Source organism: Salmonella sp. WC3 (genome assembly GCF_042932255.1).
Taxonomy (GTDB): domain Bacteria; phylum Pseudomonadota; class Gammaproteobacteria; order Enterobacterales; family Enterobacteriaceae; genus Salmonella; species Salmonella enterica.
In genome coordinates, this window is sequence record NZ_CP170629.1 from 244,892 (window position 1) to 266,128 (window position 21,237).

Consider the following 21,237-nt stretch of genomic DNA (forward strand, 5'->3'; position numbering starts at 1 on the left):
CATGATGACTATGCTGCGCGGATGGATAACGATGATCGTCATGCTGACGGCAATAAATGCGCAGGCGGCCTGTAGCTGGCCTGCGTGGGAACAGTTCAAGAAAGATTACATTAGCCAGCAGGGACGCGTTATCGATCCGGGCGATGCGCGAAAAATTACCACCTCCGAAGGGCAAAGCTACGCCATGTTCTTTGCCCTGGCGGCGAACGATCGACCGGCGTTCGCGCAACTGTTTAACTGGACGCAAAACAATCTGGCGCAGGGATCGCTGCGTGAACATCTGCCCGCTTGGCTGTGGGGGCAAAAAGATCCCGACACCTGGTCGGTGCTGGACAGCAACTCCGCGTCCGACGGCGATATCTGGATGGCATGGTCGCTGCTGGAGGCCGGTCGTCTGTGGAAAGAGACGCGTTATACCGAGGTGGGCACGGCGTTGCTAAAACGCATCGCCCGCGAAGAGGTCGTGAATGTGCCGGGGCTGGGCTCAATGCTGCTACCTGGCAAAATCGGCTTTGCCGAGGCGAATAGCTGGCGTTTTAACCCAAGCTATCTGCCGCCGCAGTTGGCGCAATACTTTAGCCGTTTTGGCGCGCCGTGGTCGACGTTACGGGAAACCAATTTGCGGCTTTTGCTGGAAACCGCGCCGAAAGGTTTCTCGCCGGACTGGGTGCGTTATGAAAGCAAGCAAGGCTGGCAGTTGAAAGCGGAAAAGACGCTGATCAGTAGCTACGATGCGATTCGCGTCTATTTATGGGCGGGAATGATGCATGATGGCGATCCGCAAAAAGCGCGTTTACTGGCGCGATTTAAACCGATGGCGACGTTAACGATGAAAAACGGCGTTCCACCGGAGAAAGTGGATGTCGTCAGCGGGAATGCGCAAGGGACGGGGCCGGTCGGGTTTTCCGCCGCCTTACTGCCTTTCCTGCAAAATCGCGACGCCCAGGCCGTGCAGCGACAGCGGGTCGCAGACCATTTTCCTGGCAGCGATGCCTATTACAACTATATGCTGACTCTCTTTGGACAAGGCTGGGATCAGCACCGTTTTCGCTTCACCGTCAAAGGTGAATTATTACCTGACTGGGGCCAGGAATGCGTAAGTTCACGTTAAGTCTCATGCACGCTTTTTTGCCGGCTGGCGGTCGAAACGCCTTACCTGGCAAAAGGGGCGTTTCTCGGGCATTGTTGGGTTTATCGCTTGGTATGGCGCTAACACCGCTTGCCGGCGCAGCGACCTCCGCGCAGCAACAGTTGCTGGAGCAGGTTCGGCTGGGCGAGGCCACGCACCGTGAGGACTTAGTCCGTCAGTCGCTCTATCGCCTGGAGCTGATCGACCCCAATGATCCACAGGTTATCGCCGCCCGTTTCCGCTATCTGTTGCGCCAGGGGGATAGCGACGGGGCGCAGAAGCTACTTGACCGGCTGGCGCAACTGGCGCCGGAGTCGACGGCGTATCAATCTTCCCGCACCGCGATGCTGCTCTCCACGCCGCAAGGACGCCAGTCTTTGCAGGAGGCGCGTTTACTGGCGACGACCGGCCATACTGAACAAGCGATCGCCAGCTACGACAAGCTGTTTAAAGGTTATCCGCCGGAGGGCGAACTGGCGGTCGAATACTGGACGACCGTGGCGAAATTGCCCGCCCGCCGTCACGAAGCGATTAACCAGCTACAGAAAATCAACGCCGTCAGTCCGGGTAATAACGCTCTGCAAAATGCGCTGGCGCAACTGTTGTTCGCCAGCGGGCGGCGCGATGAGGGATTTGCGGTGCTAAAACAGATGGCGAAATCCAGTACGGGACGCAGCGCGGCCTCCGCCATCTGGTACCAGCAGATAAAAGATCTCCCGGTGAGCGACGCCAGCGTAAAAGCGTTGCAAGACTATCTGACGCAGTTTAGCGAAGGCGATAGCGTGTCTGCCGCCCGCGCCCAGCTTAGCGAGCAGCAAAAACAGTTAGCCGATCCGGCGTTCCGCGCGCGCTCGCAGGGCATCGCGGCGGTTAATGCCGGAGAAGGCAGTAAGGCCATTGCGCAATTGCAGCAGGCGGTAAGCGCCCGGCAGGACGACAGCGAGGCGGTCGGCGCGCTGGGGCAGGCATACTCACAGCGTGGCGATCGCGCCCGCGCCGTCGCGCAGTTTGAAAAGGCGCTGGCGATAGCGCCGCACAGCAGCAGCCGCGATAAGTGGGAGAGTCTGCTGAAGGTCAATCGCTACTGGCTGTTAATTCAGCAGGGCGACGCGGCCTTAAAAGCGAATAATCTGGCCCAGGCGGAGCGTTTCTATCAGCAGGCGCGAGCAGTGGATAACACCGACAGCTACGCGGTGCTGGGGCTGGGGGATGTGGCGATGGCGCGCAAAGATAATGCCGCCGCCGAACGTTATTATCAGCAGACGCTGCGTATGGATAGCGGTAATACCAATGCTGTACGCGGGCTGGCGAATCTTTATCGCCAGCAGTCGCCGCAAAAAGCCGCCGCGTTTATCGCTTCTCTTTCCGCCAGCCAGCGGCGCAGTATCGACGATATCGAACGCAGTCTGGAAAATGACCGTCTGGCGCAGCAGGCGGAAACGCTGGAAAGCGAGGGCAAATGGGCGCAGGCCGCAGAACTGCACCGTCGTCGGCTGGCATTAGATCCGGGGAGCGTGTGGGTGACGTACCGACTGTCACGCGATCTGTGGCAGGCCGGGCAGCACGCCCAGGCCGATGCGCAAATGCGCTCTCTGGCGCAGCAGAAGCCAAACGATCCGGGACAGGTCTATGCTTATGGGCTTTATCTTTCCGGCAGCGATCGGGACCGGGCGGCGCTGGCGCATCTCAATACCCTGCCGACCAGCCAGTGGAACAGCAATATTCAGGAACTGGCGGGCCGATTGCAAAGTAACCAGGTGCTGGAAAGCGCTAACCGCTTGCGCGATAGCGGCAAAGAACGCGAAGCGGAAGCGTTGTTACGTCAGCAGCCGCCCTCTACGCGCATTGCGTTAACGTTGGCGGACTGGGCGCAGCAGCGTGGCGATAATGCGGCGGCCCGCGCCGCTTATGACGCCGTTCTGGCGCGGGAACCGGGTAATGTCGATGCCATGCTGGGGCGGGTGGAAATCGACATCGCACAGGGCGATAACGCCGCGGCGCGCTGGCGCAGCTCCAGCTTGGCGATATCACGGCGGCGGCGCGGACCTTCAACCGCATTACGCCGCAGGCAAAAGCACAGCCGCCATCAATGGAAAGCGCGATGGTATTGCGTGACGCCGCCGCTTTTCAGGCGCAAACGGGCGAGCCGCAGCGGGCGCTGGAGACCTACAAAGAGGCAATGGTCGCCGCAGCGATTACGCCGGTTCTTCCCCAGGATAACGATACCTTTACCCGCCTGACGCGCAATGATGAAAAAGATGACTGGCTAAAACGCGGCGTGCGTAGCGATGCGGCGGAGTTGTACCGTCAGCAGGATCTCAATGTCACGTTGGCGCACGATTATTGGGGGTCGAGCGGGACTGGCGGTTACTCCGATCTGAAGGCGCATACCACGATGCTTCAGGTGGATGCGCCCTGGTCGGACGGACGGGCGTTCTTTCGTACTGATATGGTGAATATGGATGTTGGCCGCTTCTCTACGGATGCGGATGGAAAATACGATAATAACTGGGGTACCTGTACGCTGGAGAAATGCAGCGGACATCGTAGCCAGGCCGATACGGGCGCGAGCGTGGCGGTCGGCTGGCAGAATGAGACCTGGCGCTGGGATATCGGCACGACGCCGATGGGCTTTAATGTCGTTGATGTGGTCGGCGGCGTCAGCTATAGCGACGATATCGGGCCGTTGGGTTATACCCTGAACGCGCATCGTCGCCCGATCTCCAGCTCACTGCTGGCGTTTGGCGGGCAAAAGGACGCCAGCAGCAATACCGGCACCAAATGGGGCGGCGTGCGGGCCAACGGCGGCGGCGTCAGTCTCAGCTATGATAAAGGCGAAGCAAACGGTGTCTGGGCGTCGCTCAGCGGCGACCAGTTGAGCGGTAAAAATGTGGAAGATAACTGGCGCGTGCGCTGGATGACCGGTTATTACTATAAGGTGATTAACGAGAATAACCGCCGCGTTACCGTCGGGCTGAATAACATGATCTGGCATTACGACAAAGATCTGAGCGGTTATTCACTGGGTCAGGGCGGTTATTATAGCCCGCAGGAATACCTGTCGTTTGCGGTGCCGGTGATGTGGCGGCAGCGTACGGAAAACTGGTCGTGGGAGCTAGGCGGCTCGGTATCCTGGTCGCACTCCCGCACCCGTACCATGCCGCGTTATCCGCTGATGAATTTGATCCCGGCGGATTATCAGGAGGATGCGCGTGACCAGACCAACGGCGGCGGCAGCAGTCAGGGATTTGGCTATACCGCGCGGGCGCTCATTGAACGCCGGGTCACTGCCAACTGGTTTGTGGGTACGGCTGTCGATATTCAGCAGGCGAAAGACTATACCCCCAGTCATCTGCTGCTGTATGTCCGTTATTCCGCAGCGGGCTGGCAGGGGGATATGGATTTACCGCCGCAGCCTCTGGTGCCTTACGCTGACTGGTAATCATTGCGTCAGGCCTACGAATTGACAGGCGTCGTAGGCCTGAGAAGCGCAGCGCCATCAGACGCTATCATTAACCGTTATTCAGAAAAGTCCTTTTCAGATACAGCCTCTCTTAATGCCGCTGCAATCGGGTATACTCAGGCGGCAGTCCGGGATATCCAGGGAGAGTCAATTTGCGCGTCAGCCGCTCGTTAACAATTAAACAGATGGCAATGGTTGCGGCCGTTGTCATGGTGTTTGTTTTTGTCTTTTGCACCGTTTTGTTGTTCCATCTGGTACAGCAGAACCGCTACAACACGGCTACGCAACTGGAAAGCATCGCGCGATCTGTTCGGGAACCTCTTTCTTCCGCGATTTTAAAAGCGGATCTCCCCGGCGCGGAAACCATTCTGGAAAGTATTAAACCTGCGGGCGTGGTGAGTCGCGCCGATGTGGTATTGCCGAATCAGTTCCAGGCGTTGCGTAAGCGCTTCATTCCTGAACGCCCCGTCCCGGTTATGGTGACGCGTCTCTTCGAACTGCCGGTACAAATTTCTTTACCGGTTTATTCGCTGGAGCGTCCCGCCAATCCGCAACCTCTGGCCTACCTTGTATTGCAGGCGGATTCGTACCGTATGTACAAGTTCGTCATGAGCGCGCTCTCTACGTTAGTGACCATTTACTTACTTTTATCGCTGATCCTGACGGTGGCCATCGCCTGGTGCGTAAACCGCCTGATTGTGCATCCGCTGCGCAAAATCGCCCGCGAGCTGAACGACATTCCGCAGCAGGAGCTGATCGGACATCAGCTGGCGTTGCCGTGTCTGCATCAGGATGATGAAATTGGGATGCTGGTACGCAGCTATAACCTCAACCAGCAGCTTATGCAGCGTCAACGCGAGGAGCAAACGGACAACGCGATGCGTTTTCCGGTTTCCGAGCTGCCCAATAAAGCCTTTTTAATGGCGCTGCTGGAACAGGTTATCACCCGCCAACAGACCACCGCGCTTATCATCGTGACGTGCGAAACGTTGCGTGACACGGCAGGCGTGCTGCAAGAAACGCAGCGGGAGATTCTATTACTGACGCTGGTTGAGAAGCTGAAGTCGGTGCTGGCGCCGCGCATGGTGCTTACGCAGGTCAGCGGGTATGACTTTGCCATTATCGCCCACGGCGTTAAAGAGCCGTGGCACGCCATCACATTAGGTCAGCAAATACTCACTATCATTAATGAACGACTACCCATCCAGGGTATTCAACTGCGCCCAAGCTGCAGTATTGGCATTGCGATGTATTATGGCGATCTGACCGCCGAAGCGCTCTATGGTCGCGCCGTTTCCGCCGCGTTTACCGCGCGCCGAAAAGGTAAAAATCAGATCCAGTTCTTTGACCCGGCGCAGATGGAGGCCGCTCAACAGCGCCTTACCGAAGAGAGCGATATCCTTACCGCGCTGGATAACCATCAGTTTGCCATTTGGTTGCAGCCGCAGGTCGAGATGCGCAGCGGCAACGTATTAAGCGCCGAAGCCTTGTTACGTATGCAACAGCCGGACGGTAGCTGGGAATTGCCGGAGGGGCTGATTGAGCGCATTGAATCCTGCGGCCTGATGGTCACGGTGGGCCATTGGGTGCTGGAAGAGTCCTGCCGCCAGCTTGCCGCCTGGCAGGAGCGCGGCGTGACATTGCCGCTCTCCGTCAATCTTTCCGCGTTACAGCTCATGCACCCTGGCATGGTGTCGGATCTGCTGGAATTGTTAAATCGCTATCGTATTCAACCGGGTACGCTGATTCTTGAGGTCACTGAAAGCCGCCGTATCGACGATCCACACGCTGCCGTCGCTATCTTACGTCCGTTACGTAATGCTGGCGTGCGTATCGCACTGGATGATTTTGGCATGGGTTACGCGGGGCTGCGCCAGTTACAGCATATGAAGTCGCTACCGGTCGATATCCTTAAAATTGATAAAATGTTTGTCGATGGGTTACCGGATGATCACAGTATGGTGACGGCGATTATCCTGATGGCCCGCAGTCTTAATTTACAATTGATTGCCGAGGGCGTGGAGAGCGAGGCGCAGCGCGCGTGGCTGGAACAGGCTGGAGTCAACGTGGCGCAAGGCTTCCTGTTTGCTCGGCCCGTTCCCGCGGATATCTTTGAAGAACGGTATCTGTCGCACGAAAATTCTGATTACAAAAGTTAAAAAAGGTCGCGCTTGTGCGAGCCAGCTCAAACTTTTTAACATTTTTGTTTCAATTATGATCCTGGCGCATTTCTGTCATGTTGTGTGGGTGTTATTTTAAGGCCGCAGGTTACTCATAACCTTACAAGACCTGTGGTTTTTACTTCAAGGACACCCTATGAAAACCTCTCTGTTCAAAAGTCTTTATTTTCAGGTCCTGACAGCAATCGCCATTGGTATTCTCCTTGGCCATTACTATCCTGAACTGGGCGCACAAATGAAACCGCTTGGCGACGCGTTCGTTAAGCTCATTAAGATGATCATCGCTCCTGTCATTTTCTGTACAGTCGTGACGGGCATCGCAGGCATGGAAAGCATGAAAGCGGTGGGGCGTACCGGCGCGGTCGCGCTGCTTTACTTTGAAATTGTCAGTACGATTGCGCTGATTATCGGTCTTATCATCGTCAACGTTGTGCAACCTGGCGCCGGGATGAACGTCGATCCGGCAACGCTGGATGCGCAGGCGGTGGCCGTTTATGCCGCACAAGCCAAGGAGCAGGGCATTATTGCCTTCCTGATGGATGTCATACCGGGCAGCGTGATCGGCGCGTTTGCCAGCGGCAACATTCTGCAGGTCTTACTGTTTGCGGTGTTGTTTGGTTTTGCGCTGCACCGTTTGGGCAGCAAAGGCCAGCTCATTTTCAATGTGATTGAGAGTTTTTCGCAGGTCATTTTCGGCATCATCAATATGATCATGCGCCTGGCGCCGATTGGCGCATTCGGCGCGATGGCCTTCACCATCGGTAAATACGGCGTCGGTTCTCTGGTGCAACTGGGGCAGCTCATTATCTGCTTCTATATCACCTGTATTCTCTTCGTGGTGGTGGTGCTGGGGACGATTGCACGGGTAACGGGCTTTAGCATTTTTAAATTTATTCGCTATATCCGGGAAGAATTACTCATTGTGCTCGGTACCTCCTCTTCCGAGTCAGCGTTGCCGCGTATGCTCGATAAGATGGAAAAACTGGGGTGCCGTAAATCGGTGGTGGGGCTGGTGATCCCGACGGGGTATTCGTTCAACCTTGATGGCACCTCTATCTACCTGACGATGGCGGCGGTGTTTATCGCCCAGGCGACCAACAGCCATATGGATATCTTCCACCAGATAACGCTGCTGGTCGTGTTGCTGCTCTCGTCAAAAGGTGCCGCGGGCGTGACCGGAAGCGGCTTTATCGTGCTGGCGGCCACTATCTCCGCCGTAGGTCATTTGCCGGTGGCGGGACTGGCGTTAATCCTCGGTATCGACCGCTTTATGTCCGAAGCGCGCGCGCTGACTAACCTGGTGGGTAACGGCGTGGCGACGGTGGTGGTTGCCAAATGGGTGAAAGAGTTAGATCACCAAAAGCTGGACGATGTGCTTAATAATCGTGCGCCGGATGGCAAAACGCACGAAATTTCCTCCTAATCTCGCCACTTATGCCCGTAGTCCCTTCCAGGACTGCGGGTGTTTGCGCATAATTGACCCCTGCGCCCAAAGCATACAGCATGATGCTTAGGGATTATTTCACTTCTTCCGTGACATTTTTAGGTTCTCGCGGTCTAACACGAAGTGTTTTTACGTCATATTCAGGCATCCCTGCCGGGGCTGTCTTTTTATTACCAGGATTGTTGATCAGGGGTTCACATGCAGGGCACAAAAATTCGACTCTTAGCGGGCAGTCTGTTGATGTTGGCCTCTGCCGGCTATGTGCAGGCAGATGCGCTCCAGCCCGATCCGGCATGGCAACAGGGGACGCTGGCTAATGGGTTACAGTGGCAAGTGTTGGCTACGCCTCAGCGCCCCAGCGATCGTATTGAAGTTCGTCTACAGGTTAATACCGGTTCGCTCACCGAAAGTACGCAACAGAGCGGGTTTAGCCATGCGATTCCCCGTATCGCGCTGACGCAAAGCGGTGGTCTGGATGCCGCACAGGCACGTTCTTTATGGCAGCAAGGGTTTGATCCGAAACGTCCCATGCCGCCCGTTATTGTTTCTTATGATTCCACGCTCTATAACCTCAGTTTACCCAATAACCGTAACGATCTGCTGAAAGAAGCACTGACCTATCTGGCTAACGTCTCCGGTAAATTAACCATTACGCCAGAGACGGTGAATCATGCGTTAAGCAGCGAAGATATGGTTGCGACGTGGCCAGCAGATACTAAAGAGGGCTGGTGGCGTTATCGGCTGAAAGGGTCGGCGTTATTGGGGCACGATCCCGCGGAACCGTTAAAGCAGCCGGTAGACGCAGCCAAAATTCAGGCTTTCTATGAAAAATGGTACACCCCGGATGCCATGACGCTGATTGTTGTCGGCAACATTGATGCGCGCTCCGTCGCCGAGCAGATCAATAAAACGTTCGGTACGCTGAAAGGTAAACGCGAAACGCCCGCCCCGGTGCCGACGCTTTCGCCGCTGCGGGCGGAATCAGTGAGCATTATGACCGATGCGGTGCGCCAGGATCGTCTCTCCATTATGTGGGATACGCCGTGGCAACCGATTCGCGAGTCGGCGGCGCTGTTGCGCTACTGGCAGGCGGATCTGGCGCGCGAAGCGCTGTTCTGGCATATCCAGCAAGAGCTTACTAAAAATAACGCGAAAGATATTGGTCTGGGGTTTGACTGCCGGGTTCTGTTCCTGCGCGCGCAGTGCGCCATCAACATTGAATCACCTAATGATAAGCTCAATACCAATTTGAGCCTGGTGGCGAATGAACTGGCGAAAGTACGCGATAAAGGTTTGTCGGAAGAGGAGTTTACTGCGCTGGTGGCGCAGAAAAATCTCGAATTGCAAAAGCTGTTCGCGACCTACGCGCGTACCGATACTGACATTTTGACTGGACAGCGAATGCGTTCGCTGCAGAATCAGGTGGTGGATATCGCGCCGGAGCAGTATCAGAAGCTGCGTCAGAATTTCCTCAATAGCTTGACCGTCGATATGCTCAATCAGAATCTACGTCAGCAGCTATCGCAGGAGATGGCATTAATTTTGCTGCAACCGCAAGGCGAGCCGGAATTTAATATGAAGGCGTTAAAGGCGACGTGGGATGAAATCATGGTTCCGGCAACTGCCGCCGCTGTTGAAGCAGATGAGGCGCATCCGGAAGTGACGGAGACACCGGCGGCACAGTAAGCTGCCGCCTGTCGGCCCGGTAAGCGCAGCGCCACCGGGCAAGAGCAAATGACTTACTGCGGCATCGCGTCGTGCGGAATAATGGCCCCACGGTACTGAATCACCGTGCTGGCCGTCAGGTGTCCGCGCTTCGCGGCATCCGTCGCGCTGCCGCCCGTTAAACGAACGGCCAGATAACCGGCGCTGAAGGAGTCGCCTGCGGCAGTGGTGTCTATCACTTTCTCTTTCGGCAGTTTTACTGCCGGAACGTCAATGCGCGCCTCGCCCTGAATCGAGACCAGGCAAGAGTCCGCCCCGCGTTTTACCACCACTTCCTGCACGCCTGCCGCATGGGTGCGGGCAATGACCTCTTCCACCGGTTGCTTACCCCATAGCGCGTCTTCATCGTCCAGTGTCAGGAAGGCGATATCAGTACATTCCAGCATCTTTTGATAGACCTGCTGCGTTTCTTCGCGACTTGTCCATAAACGCGGGCGATAGTTATTATCAAAAATGACTTTCCCGCCGTTGGCCCGGCATTCACGCAATAAAGACAGCAGCTTATCACGGCTGGTCGGGCTTAAAATCGCGAGGCTAATGCCGCTCAGGTAGAGATAATCGAAGGTCGCCAGCGCCTTGCAGATAGCCGCTGACTGCTCGCTCTCCAGCCAGAATTTCGCTGCCGCTTCGTTACGCCAGTAGTAGAAGGTACGCTCGCCAGTGTCATCGGTTTCGATGTAATAGAGGCCTGGTAGGCGATTTTCCATCCGCTGCGTTAGCGAGGTATCCACATTTTCATGCTGCCACGCCTCCAGCATCTGTTGGCTGAAACTGTCGGTACCCAGCGCCGTCACATAGTGAACGGCCAGAGCGGCAGAATCGACCTGACGGGCAATATAAACGGAGGTATTCAGCGTGTCGCCGCCGAAGCCGCGCTGAACATCAGCGCCTTTCTGCGACAGCTCAATCATGCATTCGCCAATCACGGCAATCTTTTTAGACATAGTCGTGAACCTGATCTGTAAAAATTAGCGTTAGTGTGCGCTGTGGATGTTTAGTGGTCAATAATATTAAAACATCGGTCCATTATTTTTTTGAGCAAGTGCGTATTTTTAACAAGTTTCGTGGTCTGTTTTTTATTTTGCCAGGGACCGAGGGTAAAGTTCTCTGCCTGAACGCCGATAACCTTTGACGAGTCCGGACAGTCACACTCCCATTAACAGGACAACTGAGATGATAAAGCAGGTTATCCAGCAGCTACGCGTTCCTGATGCAGGTATAGAGAATTTGCAGGAACGGCGCTATTGGCTGCAATGCGAGCGTGCCTATACTTACCAGCCGATATACTAGACGGATGGCCGTCTGATGGCGGTTGAACTTCTCACTGTCGTCACCCATCCTGATAACCCTTCCAGACGTATTGCCCCGGATCGTTATTTCGCGGAGTTAGCGGTTCGACACCGCATTGACGTAGTGAAAGAACAACTTCATCAGCTTGAACAAAAAGCGGATTTTTTCACTCGCCATCACTTATTGGCATCGGTCAATGTCGATGGCCCTACGCTGATTGCCATGCGACGACAGCCGGACATTCTGGCCGCGATGGAGCGCTTACCCTGGCTGCGTTTCGAACTGGTGGAACATATTCGTTTGCCGAAAGACTCCTCTTTCGCCTCGATGTGTGAGTTCGGCCCGCTGTGGCTGGATGATTTTGGTACTGGTATGGCCAATTTTTCAGCGCTGAGCGAAGTGCGTTATGACTACATTAAAGTGGCGCGCGAGCTGTTCGTCATGCTGCGTCAGTCCCCGGAGGGACGCAACCTGTTCACTCTGCTGCTGCAACTGATGAACCGCTACTGCCGCGGCGTTATTGTCGAGGGCGTGGAGACGCTGGAAGAGTGGCGTGATGTGCAGCGTTCGCCCGCCTTTGCCGCCCAGGGCTATTTTCTTTCTCGACCCGTGCCGCTGATATCGCTCGAAGAGGTGATTCTGACCCTGTAACGCCAGACTGTTCCCGTAATACGTGGTATTACGAGGCGCGGTCATCCTCCTTTTTCGTCTGGCTGAACTATCTTTAGGACAGGCAAGGGAAGAAGTGAGGAAATAACACATGACTAAAGCAGGCAAAATAACCGCCGCCATCACAGGGACTTTCTTGTTGTTGATCGCCATAGTGATTTTGTTGATCGCAACATTTGACTGGAACCGCCTCAAACCGACCATCAACCAGAAAGTCTCTACCGAATTGAATCGGCCTTTCGCTATTCGCGGCGATTTAGGCGTGGTGTGGGAACGCCAAAAACAGGAGACCGGCTGGCGAAGCTGGGTACCGTGGCCGCATGTTCACGCGGAAGACGTCATTCTCGGCAATCCGCCGGATATTCCGGAAGTTACGATGGTGCATCTGCCACGCGTTGAGGCGACGCTTGCCCCACTGGCGCTCCTGACCAAAACCGTCTGGCTGCCGTGGATCAAACTGGTGAAACCCGACGCGCGTCTTATTCGTCTGTCCGAGAAAACCAATAACTGGACCTTTAACCTCGCGCAAGACAAGAATACGGACCCCAATGCTAAACCTTCCGCCTGGTCCTTCCGGCTGGATAATATTCTCTTCGACCAGGGGCGAATCGCGATCGATGATAAGGTCAGCAAAGCGGATATCACTATTCTGATCGATCCGTTAGGCAAACCGTTGCCGTTCAGCGAAGTGACGGGAACGAAAGGCAAAGCAGACAAATCCAGCGTGGGCGACTATGTCTTCGGCCTGAAGGCGCAGGGGCGTTATAACGGGGAACCGTTGACCGGTACGGGGAAAATAGGCGGTATGCTGGCGCTACGCAGCGAAAGTACGCCTTTTCCTGTGCAGGCCGATTTCCGCTCTGGCAACACGCGGGTGGCTTTTAGCGGCGTGGTGAACGAGCCGATGAAAATGGGCGGCGTCGATCTGCGGCTTAAATTCTCTGGCGATTCACTGGGCGATTTATATGATTTAACCGGCGTGCTGCTGCCGGATACGCCGCCGTTTGAGACCGATGGGCGATTGGTGGCGAAAATTGACGCCGAAAAGTCATCGGTATTTGATTATCGCGGTTTTAATGGGCGCATTGGCGACAGTGATATCCACGGCTCCCTCACTTATACCACCGGTAAACCGCGCCCTAAACTGGAAGGCGATGTCGAATCGCGCCAGTTACGACTGGCCGATCTTGGGCCGCTGATTGGCGTGGATTCCGGGAAAGACGCTGAGCAGTCGAAACGGTCTGAACAGCGCAAAGGCGAGAAGAATGTTCAGCCGGCGGATAAAGTGTTGCCTTACGATCGCTTTGAAACCGACAAATGGGACGTCATGGACGCCGATGTCCGATTTAAAGGCCGATGTATTGAGCATGGCGGCAGTCTACCGATTAGCGATCTTTCGACCCATATCATTCTGAAAAACGCCGACTTACGTCTACAGCCGCTGAAGTTTGGTCTGGCAGGCGGCAGTATTGTCTCCAACATCCATCTGGAAGGGGATAAAAAGCCAATGCAGGGGCGGGCGGATATACAGGCGCGTCGGCTGAAGCTTAAAGAACTGATGCCGGATGTGGAACTGATGCAGAAAACGCTGGGCGAGCTGAACGGCGATGCGGATATTCGCGGGACGGGCAACTCGGTCGCCGCGCTGCTTGGCAACAGTAACGGCAATCTCAAATTATTGATGAATGATGGATTGATTAGCCGCAACCTGATGGAAATCGTGGGGCTGAACGTCGGCAACTATATTGTCGGGCAGATTTTTGGCGATGACGAAGTGCGGGTTAACTGCGCGGCGGCGAATCTCAATATTGCGAACGGCGTGGCGCGACCGCAAATTTTTGCTTTTGATACAGAAAATGCGTTGATTAACGTGACCGGTACGGCGAGCTTCGCCTCTGAACAGCTCGATTTAACCATTGATCCGGAAAGTAAGGGGATTCGTATTATTACGCTGCGATCGCCGCTGTACGTGCGCGGGACATTTAAAAATCCGCAGGCGGGCGTCAAGCCCGGCCCGCTGATTGCGCGCGGCGCGGTTGCGGCAGCGCTGGCGACGTTGGTAACGCCCGCCGCCGCGCTATTGGCGCTCATTTCGCCCTCTGAAGGCGAAGCCAATCAGTGCCGGACGATTTTAACGCAGATGAAGCAGTAACGTGAAACGTAGCGCCGGATGATGCCATCCGGCGCCCTATTACAACGCCTGATGACGCGTCTCATGGGTTAATAGCAGTGCAATCAGCGTCAGCGCCGCCATTGACGCCAGGTAAACCCCTACCGCCGCCAGCCCGTAGTGGCTTTGCAGCCATGCGGCAATATACGGCGCGACGGAAGCGCCCAGAATCGATGACACATTGTAGGAAAACGATGCGCCGGTATAGCGCACTTCCGTCGGAAATAGCTCCGGCAGCAGCGCTCCCATTGGGCCGAAGGTCAGCCCCATCAGGCTCAGGCCTAACAACAGGAACACGAATACCAGCGCTGGATTGCCTGAACCCAGCAGCGGGGTAAAGGCGAACAACGCGAAGAGAATGATGAGCGTGGTAATGATGACCATGCTTTTCCGACGACCAAATGCGTCCGCCAGCAGGCCGGCGACGGGCACCATCACGCCGAAACCAATCACCGCCATCATCAGCATCCACAGTATTTCATTGCGCGGCAAGCCAAGCCCCACCGGCGCGGCGGCCGTGCTGTAAGTCATGGAATAGACGGTCATGATATAGAACAGCGTGTAGGTCGCCAGCATGATAAACGTGCCGAGAATGGTTACGCGGACATGCTTCGTCAGCAACGTGCCCAGCGGTATTTTTACCTGCTTTTTCGCTGCGGCGACTTTCGCAAACACCGGCGTTTCATGCAGAGACACGCGCACATACAGGCCGATAATCACCAGCACCGCCGAGAAGATAAACGGCACGCGCCAGCCCCAGCTCATAAACTGCTCGTCGGTCAGCAGCCAGGAGAGCAACAGGAAGGTGCCATTGGCAAAAAAGAAGCCGATCGGCGCGCCCAACTGCGGGAAGGAGCCATATAGCGCGCGTTTGCGCGGCGGCGCATTCTCCGTCGCTAATAACGCTGCGCCGCCCCATTCGCCGCCCAGCCCCAGTCCCTGACCGAAACGCGCCAGCGCCAGCAGCAGCGGCGCGAAAATACCTATCGTCGCGTAGCCCGGTAACAGACCGATAATGACCGTGGAGATCCCCATCGTCAGCAGCGAAGCCACCAGCGTGACTTTGCGGCCTACCCGGTCGCCGAAGTGGCCGAATAGCGCAGAGCCAATCGGACGCGCCACAAACGCGATAGCGAAGGTGGCGAGCGATTGTAGCGTTGCCGCAGTGGGATCGCCCTGGGGGAAGAAGATAAGGGGGAACACGATCACCGCAGCGGTGGCGTAAATATAGAAGTCGAAGAACTCAATCGCGGTGCCGATAAGCGAGGCAATAACGACTTTATTGCGTGAGTTTACCGGAACATGTTCCTGCTCATGGTCGAGTGTTGTGGCGGTTGCTTGCATACTATTTTCTTATTTTTAGCGAACGAATAGCCATATTACGCACAGCAAAAGTTATATTTCAATGTGTAACAAAAGCCAAAAATGGTCAAAAAAAGCGCAAAAAGGGGATAATGTTTAAGCCAGCCATTTTGCGTCTATGAAATGCTTCACATAATTTTAGAATTGGTGGATAAAACTGGTTTCGGGTTAAATAAAAGTTAATTACTGGATTTATATGCTGAAACAATGAGATGAGGCGGAAGGACGTGCCTGATTGTACCGCCGGGTACGCTTTGCTTGCCCGGCCTGGATCTACACATCAGTAGGCCGAATGACGACGCCGTGCGTGCCATTCGGCAGCAAGCCGCAGACTAGCGTTGCGTTTTACCCGGCATTCGCGGGTCGTCCTTGTATTCGGCGGTGGCTATCCAGGCCGCGCAGAATAACGTCAGGCGGGCAAAAAAGTAGAAGAATGCCATCAGACCGAGTACGGAGCCAAACGCCGCGCCGGAAGGCGATTTCACCAGTGACGGCAGCGTATAGGTCATAATGATTTTAATCACCTCAAAACCGATAGCGGCGATAAATGTCCCGCGAATCAACGCTTTTTTACGGGGACGATGGCGAGGCAGTCGCCAGAAAATCCAGAAAAAAAGTAGATAGTTGGCAAAAATAGAGATGGCCAGACCGATCAAATGCCAGGCCGGTTTTAACCATTCGATGCTGTCGAGGTACAAGGCGGAGATGATCATCTGCTGGGCGGAACCGGCGATGGAAGTAATGGACAGCGTAATGATTAAAGCGATTAATAATCCAATCAGCGAGATAAAATCGCGCAGATATTTGAGCCAGATTTTCTCCTGATCCTGCGGCTTGCGCTCCCAGACGTCCCGTGACTGGGCACGAATCGCTTCCCGCAGGTTGCCCATCCAGTTAACGCCGGAATAGAGCGCGATACCCAGTCCGACCAGCCCTACCGTGGTACGCTGTTGAACCGCCGTATTAATCGTATTTTTAAGCGTGGACGCCAGCGTAGGATCGCTCACATTCATCAATATCTTGCTGAAAATATCTTCCAGTAGATTAGGGTGCGAGGCGAGGATAAAACCTGCTGCGGCAAAGGACACCATCATTATCGGGATCATCGACAGAAACGAAAAGTAGGTGATAGCCGCGCCAAACTGATTACCCAGTCGATCGTTAAAACGTTCGGTCGCGCGAATGAGGTGGGCCACCATCGGTTGACGCTGAATTTTTTGCATCAGGGTGGTGACGGAATGCAACGCCTGATTTGCCTTTTCGTTTTTTTCCGGGGCGTCATGCGGCTGCGTTTCTATTTTTTGTATCGGGTCGTGCTCCAGTTCCTGAATAGGGCGTTTTACGTCATTTTCCTGCGTCATCAGGTCGGTAGTCCTTCATCATTAATAGAATATGTCAGTATAGCTTCTCCCCGGTGGATGCTGAAAATGCGGCTACTCTGCGGCCTCTTTAATGGTTTCAGTCAGCCATACCATAAACAGGTGTACCCGGCGGGAAAGATTACGGCGATGGGGATAATGCAGCGTCACCGGCAGTGGAGCGGCGCGATATTGCGGTAAAATTTCAATGAGCGTTCCGGCGCGTAACGCCTCCCGTACAGCAATGCGCGGCGTCTGAATGATCCCTAATCCTGCCAGACAGGCCGTATGCCAGGTCTCTGTACTGTTTACCGTTAGCATTCCGCCGGTTTTTACCCACTGCATACCGTGGGGAGTTTCAAAGGCAAAACCCGGTGAAGAGACTCCCGGGGTCAATGAATAATGCACCATCGCATGTGAGGCGAGATCGTCAAGGTTTTCTGGATACCCAAAGCGCGCCAGGTATTGTGGGCTGGCGCAGTTCACCCTTCTCAGTTTGCCAAGCGGGCGCGTCAGTATCCCTGGCGCATGTAGCGGCTCTGTGCGCACCACGCAGTCGAAATCTTCCCGTAGTAAATCGACCTGTCGATCGCTACTACAAAGTTCCAGCGCAATGCCGGGATACTGATGCAAAAAAGTGGGCAGGCGCGGCATGATAAGGCTGTTTGCGAGACATGGCGGTATATCTACCCGTATTTTGCCGCTGATACTGGCGGGATCAGGCTGGAAAAGACCCTCCAGTTCATCCAGGTTACTCAACAGATCTTTTGCCCGTTCGTAGTAAACCATTCCGTCCTGAGTAAGCTGTACCCGCCGGGTGGTGCGGTGGAGCAGGCGGATGCCCAGTTGATGTTCTAACGCTTGTATTTGCCGTGAGACGCTGCCTTTGGGAAGGCCGATATCCTCTGCTGCGCGGGAAAAACTTTCCCGTTCCGCCACGCGTACAAACAATTTCATTGCATATATTTTATCCATCATCAGGCTCTATTATTGTTCTTATTGAAACAGTGACGTTGAAGCGGCTGGTTTTATTGATTTTCTAGCATCTAATAAGCCCTTTCGCAATCATTGCTCGCGTGACGAATACGTCGGATCGCGTTGCTCGGCGGATTTATCGCCTTCCGGCCAGGCATTTTAGCGCCAAAAAGCCGATAAACGGGACGAGAGCGGTAAAACACGCTGATAGCCGCGGGTGTAGTGGGAGAGAGAAATGTATGTACATACACGGTATTGTCATTGACCCATCGTCGCGGTTTTCAGGCGGATTGGCTATTTTTTAACAAAATGTGCTACTTTATTTTTTGTAACACATCAGGTGAAAAGCAGATATTTCCTTTGTGACGCGCCAGGCGTACTCTTCATTAAATTAATATTCAAATTAGCCTTGACTGTTCACGCTAATAAGATATTCCTTACTTTAAAACGCTAATTTTAGCGAATTCTGTAATCCCGATGTTGAAGCTGTAAATATTCATAACCTTTCCCTTCCTCAACCAATGACTATCGGTAAAATGGCCTATACCAAATGGCGACTTCTTATTTTACCCTACGGGTAATACCCTTCCTCATCTTGAGACTATTATCTTACCCAGGTGGAGAAAAGTAATGCAGGTAATCATGTTTGACAGGCAGTCAATATTTATTCATGGAATGAAAATCAGTTTGCAGCAGCACATTCCAGGAATAAGTATCCAGAGTGTCGGTCAGGCAGAAGAACTCTGGCAAAAAATAGAAAGCGCGCCGGATGCGCTGGTCATGCTGGATAGCGGCCTAGATGCTGAATTTTGCCGCGAGGTGTTACAAAGAATCGCGCAGCAATTTCCGGAGGTGAAGATTATTATCACGGCGATGGATGGCAGTCAAAAGTGGCTGCATGAAGTCATGCAATTTAACGTTCAGGCCGTGGTGCCACGCGATTCTGATGCCGAAACCTTTGTCCTTGCGCTCAATGCTGTCGCTCGCGGGATGATGTTTTTACCGGGGGATTGGTTAAATTCAACGGAGCTGGAGTCCCGTGATATAAAAGCGTTAAGCGCCCGCCAGCGGGAAATTTTACAGATGCTTGCCGCAGGAGAATCAAATAAACAAATTGGGCGGGCGTTAAATATTAGTACCGGGACGGTTAAAGCGCATCTGGAGTCGCTTTACCGGCGGCTGGATGTAAAAAATCGTACCCAGGCCGCCATGATGTTAAATGAATCGAATTAACGACGTTAAATTCGTAGTCCGCTTATTTCTGGCTGTGAAATATCACCCGTATTGATTAATGATAAAAAACGCTGATGTCCGATACTGAACATCAGCGCAATAAGCGTTTCGCGTTGAAACCGATCATTAAGTTCCGGCAAACAATTCTGTAGCAGCATATCGCAGCTATTGAGGTCATCCAGCAAGAATGCCTCCGCCTGGTCGGGCGTAATGAACGTCAGCGTCTCATCCGGCGTCAACATATGCCCGTAACCAATCACCCAGTTACCCTGCCGATCGCGATACTTTTCCAGCGACAGACCCTGCCACTGTTTAATAAACGCGATGCAGGCGGAGCTAAAGCGAGATGAAATGTGCGGCATGGCATCTTTCTCATAAAAAGCGCGATTATAAAGTGTGCTGCACGTGTGGCTAGCGGTCAGACGGCCAAACGCAGGCAGGGAAAAGGTCTATGCCGTTCAGCATCACGCCGCGTTGACAGAATGAAAAACTGATGTTTTTGGTTAGTAACCGATCTTCTTATAAATTTGCAATCATTAAGATTAAGTCACTGAAATGTGGCTAAATCTGTTATATCTATGAAAAAACATAATTAAAAGAAAACGAAGATCTCGTCGCGGGATCGTCTTTTTAGGGAAGATAATGACGAATAGCGCTTCGCAGGCGACACGCGCGCCTTTTGAACATAGCCTGGGGATTATCCGCCAGGCATCAATAGAAATCCTGCTGCTGCTGCTGGGTATTCATACCACAGAGGGAAAAGAGCCCCGGTGGTTCATGGAACAACTTGAGCAGGCGCGTCTTAACCTGGGCGGTTGGGGCGCGGTGGCGAAAAAATTGCGGATAAATGACGCGCAGTTGAGCCAGTTTATGCTGCAACTGCGTCACCTTCAGCAGCATGTTCCCCAGTATGACAGCGGGCAAGAGGTGAGCGAAAATCAACTCCTTGCCGCGTTGCGTTTTGTCACCTCGCTGGAACATCTACGTCAGCAGCAGCCGCTACTGACGTATCAAACTGAGCTGGAAGACCCCGACCAGGAGGCGCATCTTGAGGCGCAGCGTCAGCTTCGGGCGATAGAACTGACGTTAAAAGCGCTTATTGCGCGCGCATGGCCGGATCGGGCGTCGCTGAATCACTACCTCAAGCAACATTTTGGCCCGGACCGTTTGCGCCAGTGGTTAAAACAGGGAGAAGATCAACATGCGCTGGAAGGCATGTTGTTCAGCGAACTGGCGCTTATGGTGGTCGATAAAAAATTGTTTGCCCGTCATTACGTCAGAATTTTTAATGACGCCTCAGCGTTAACGCTGTTCGCCGAGTCGCGCACCACCCTGCGTATGTTTCTGGATGATTGCCGCCTCGCGCGAAACGAGGTTATCGCCAGGCAGCCGCTCACCTCAGCGCAGCTTATGCTGCTAAACGTTCAGTATCAGCAAATCGTTCGGCCCATCCAGCGTGCCTATGCCGAAAAACGTACCCGCGTGAATCCCGCTTCGTTTCTGCTGGCGGATGAACGTGAATTGCGCCAGTTCTGGGAAACCGCGCGGCTTAAAGATCGGCAGGCCGGGGGAGATAAGCATGAGATTAGCGAGAGCATAGAACCACCGCGTAAGCGGCCTCCGCGTACGCCTGAAGAGCGTGAGCAACTTATTTCCGGCGCTTTGTGGGGCGCGGTTGGCGTCATGACGCTGGCGATACTGGCGGGCGCGTTCTGGCTATTTAGTTCGCCGTCGCCAGGCTCCGATAACGGGCAAACTCCCGCAATGGCGCAGGATGAACCGCCGCGCGAGGCGCCTTCCGCGCGGGAGACGCTCAATCATATGGGGATTACCTGGGATGCGTTTACCATGCGGGCGGCGATAGAGCGCAATGATACGCGGGTGACGGCGCTGTTCCTCCAGGGCGGAATGAACTGGCAGCTCGCGTGGACGGAGCAGGCGTTTGCGGCAGGACATACCGAGGTGCTGCAACTGTTGTTGCGTTATCCCGCGCTGATGGATGAGGTCAAACCCTGCCGACGATTTATCACAACGTTAAGTCATGACATGTCGAGCGGCGCGCCGCTGACCGCGATGCATAAAACCTATTTGCAAACGTTTTGCACCGTTCCGGCTGTTGTGACGCGCCAGCAGCACGATACGGAGCAGGCCCGACTGCGCGCTCAGGCCCGGCCCAGCGCAGACAATAAAAAATGGCTGAAAATTCAGTCAGCCATTTATGATGCGATTCACTGAGGCC

12 protein-coding genes and 2 pseudogenes are annotated in these 21,237 nt (G+C 54.3%); 9 read left to right on the plus strand and 5 right to left on the minus strand.

The genetic code is table 11. The annotated features are described in order from the left end of the window. The first annotated feature begins 1 nt into the window (after position 1). From bcsZ to ACFK9X_RS01180, 5 genes and pseudogenes are all read left to right on the plus strand, one after another. Positions 2-1,111 (plus strand): cellulose synthase complex periplasmic endoglucanase BcsZ, encoded by a 1,110-nt coding sequence (gene bcsZ, locus ACFK9X_RS01160; RefSeq protein ID WP_151115293.1) that lies wholly within the window; start codon positions 2-4, stop codon positions 1,109-1,111. Then, positions 1,093-4,571: pseudogene (gene bcsC, locus ACFK9X_RS01165) on the plus strand (cellulose synthase complex outer membrane protein BcsC). The gene bcsZ and the pseudogene bcsC overlap by 19 nt, the downstream one beginning before the upstream one ends. Before the next feature lie 173 nt (positions 4,572-4,744). Continuing rightward, a complete protein-coding gene (hmsP, locus tag ACFK9X_RS01170) occupies positions 4,745-6,751 on the plus strand; it encodes a biofilm formation regulator HmsP (RefSeq protein ID WP_151115295.1) in 2,007 nt (668 codons plus the stop codon). A gap of 157 nt (positions 6,752-6,908) precedes the next feature. Then, positions 6,909-8,195, plus strand: coding sequence for a C4-dicarboxylate transporter DctC (dctA, locus tag ACFK9X_RS01175; protein ID WP_000858228.1), 1,287 nt, complete (start codon positions 6,909-6,911; stop codon positions 8,193-8,195). Positions 8,196-8,414: 219 nt separating this feature from the next. Then, complete coding sequence (locus ACFK9X_RS01180; protein WP_001163181.1) at positions 8,415-9,902, plus strand: pitrilysin family protein; 1,488 nt, start codon at positions 8,415-8,417, stop codon at positions 9,900-9,902. 53 nt (positions 9,903-9,955) lie between these two features. Here ACFK9X_RS01180 and ACFK9X_RS01185 read toward each other — a convergent pair whose 3' ends face one another. Further along, positions 9,956-10,885 carry a sugar kinase gene (locus ACFK9X_RS01185; RefSeq protein ID WP_064043339.1) on the minus strand — a complete coding sequence of 310 codons (930 nt, stop codon included), beginning with the start codon at positions 10,883-10,885 and terminating at the stop codon, positions 9,956-9,958. Positions 10,886-11,114: 229 nt separating this feature from the next. Between ACFK9X_RS01185 and pdeH the strand changes: the two are divergent. After that, positions 11,115-11,882: pseudogene (gene pdeH / locus ACFK9X_RS01190) on the plus strand (cyclic-guanylate-specific phosphodiesterase). Between the two features lie 109 nt (positions 11,883-11,991). Further along, entirely contained in the window at positions 11,992-14,052 is a 2,061-nt protein-coding gene (locus tag ACFK9X_RS01195) for an AsmA family protein (RefSeq protein WP_151115297.1), read from the plus strand. A gap of 39 nt (positions 14,053-14,091) precedes the next feature. Here ACFK9X_RS01195 and ACFK9X_RS01200 read toward each other — a convergent pair whose 3' ends face one another. The 3 genes from ACFK9X_RS01200 to ACFK9X_RS01210 form a co-directional block, all read right to left on the minus strand. Then, the gene (locus ACFK9X_RS01200) at positions 14,092-15,414 is read right to left on the minus strand and encodes an MFS transporter (protein ID WP_001148981.1); all 1,323 of its coding nucleotides are present in this window, start codon (positions 15,412-15,414) and stop codon (positions 14,092-14,094) included. Between the two features lie 350 nt (positions 15,415-15,764). Beyond that, entirely contained in the window at positions 15,765-16,793 is a 1,029-nt protein-coding gene (yhjD, locus tag ACFK9X_RS01205; protein WP_000191231.1) for an inner membrane protein YhjD, read from the minus strand. 72 nt (positions 16,794-16,865) lie between these two features. Next, positions 16,866-17,765, minus strand: a complete 900-nt coding sequence (locus ACFK9X_RS01210) for a LysR family transcriptional regulator (protein WP_000358042.1) — start codon at positions 17,763-17,765, stop codon at positions 16,866-16,868. A 630-nt stretch (positions 17,766-18,395) separates the two neighbouring features. On the opposite strand from ACFK9X_RS01210, the gene ACFK9X_RS01215 reads away from it, so the two are divergent. Further along, positions 18,396-18,998: a response regulator transcription factor gene (locus tag ACFK9X_RS01215; protein ID WP_001196081.1), complete on the plus strand. Its 603-nt coding sequence runs from the start codon at positions 18,396-18,398 to the stop codon at positions 18,996-18,998. 5 nt (positions 18,999-19,003) lie between these two features. On the opposite strand, the gene ACFK9X_RS01220 is transcribed toward ACFK9X_RS01215, so the two are convergent. After that, positions 19,004-19,360: a glycoside hydrolase family protein gene (locus ACFK9X_RS01220; RefSeq protein WP_001120251.1), complete on the minus strand. Its 357-nt coding sequence runs from the start codon at positions 19,358-19,360 to the stop codon at positions 19,004-19,006. A 280-nt stretch (positions 19,361-19,640) separates the two neighbouring features. On the opposite strand from ACFK9X_RS01220, the gene ACFK9X_RS01225 reads away from it, so the two are divergent. Then, a complete protein-coding gene (locus ACFK9X_RS01225; protein WP_151115298.1) occupies positions 19,641-21,233 on the plus strand; it encodes an STY4199 family HEPN domain-containing protein in 1,593 nt (530 codons plus the stop codon). Positions 21,234-21,237: the final 4 nt, after the last annotated feature.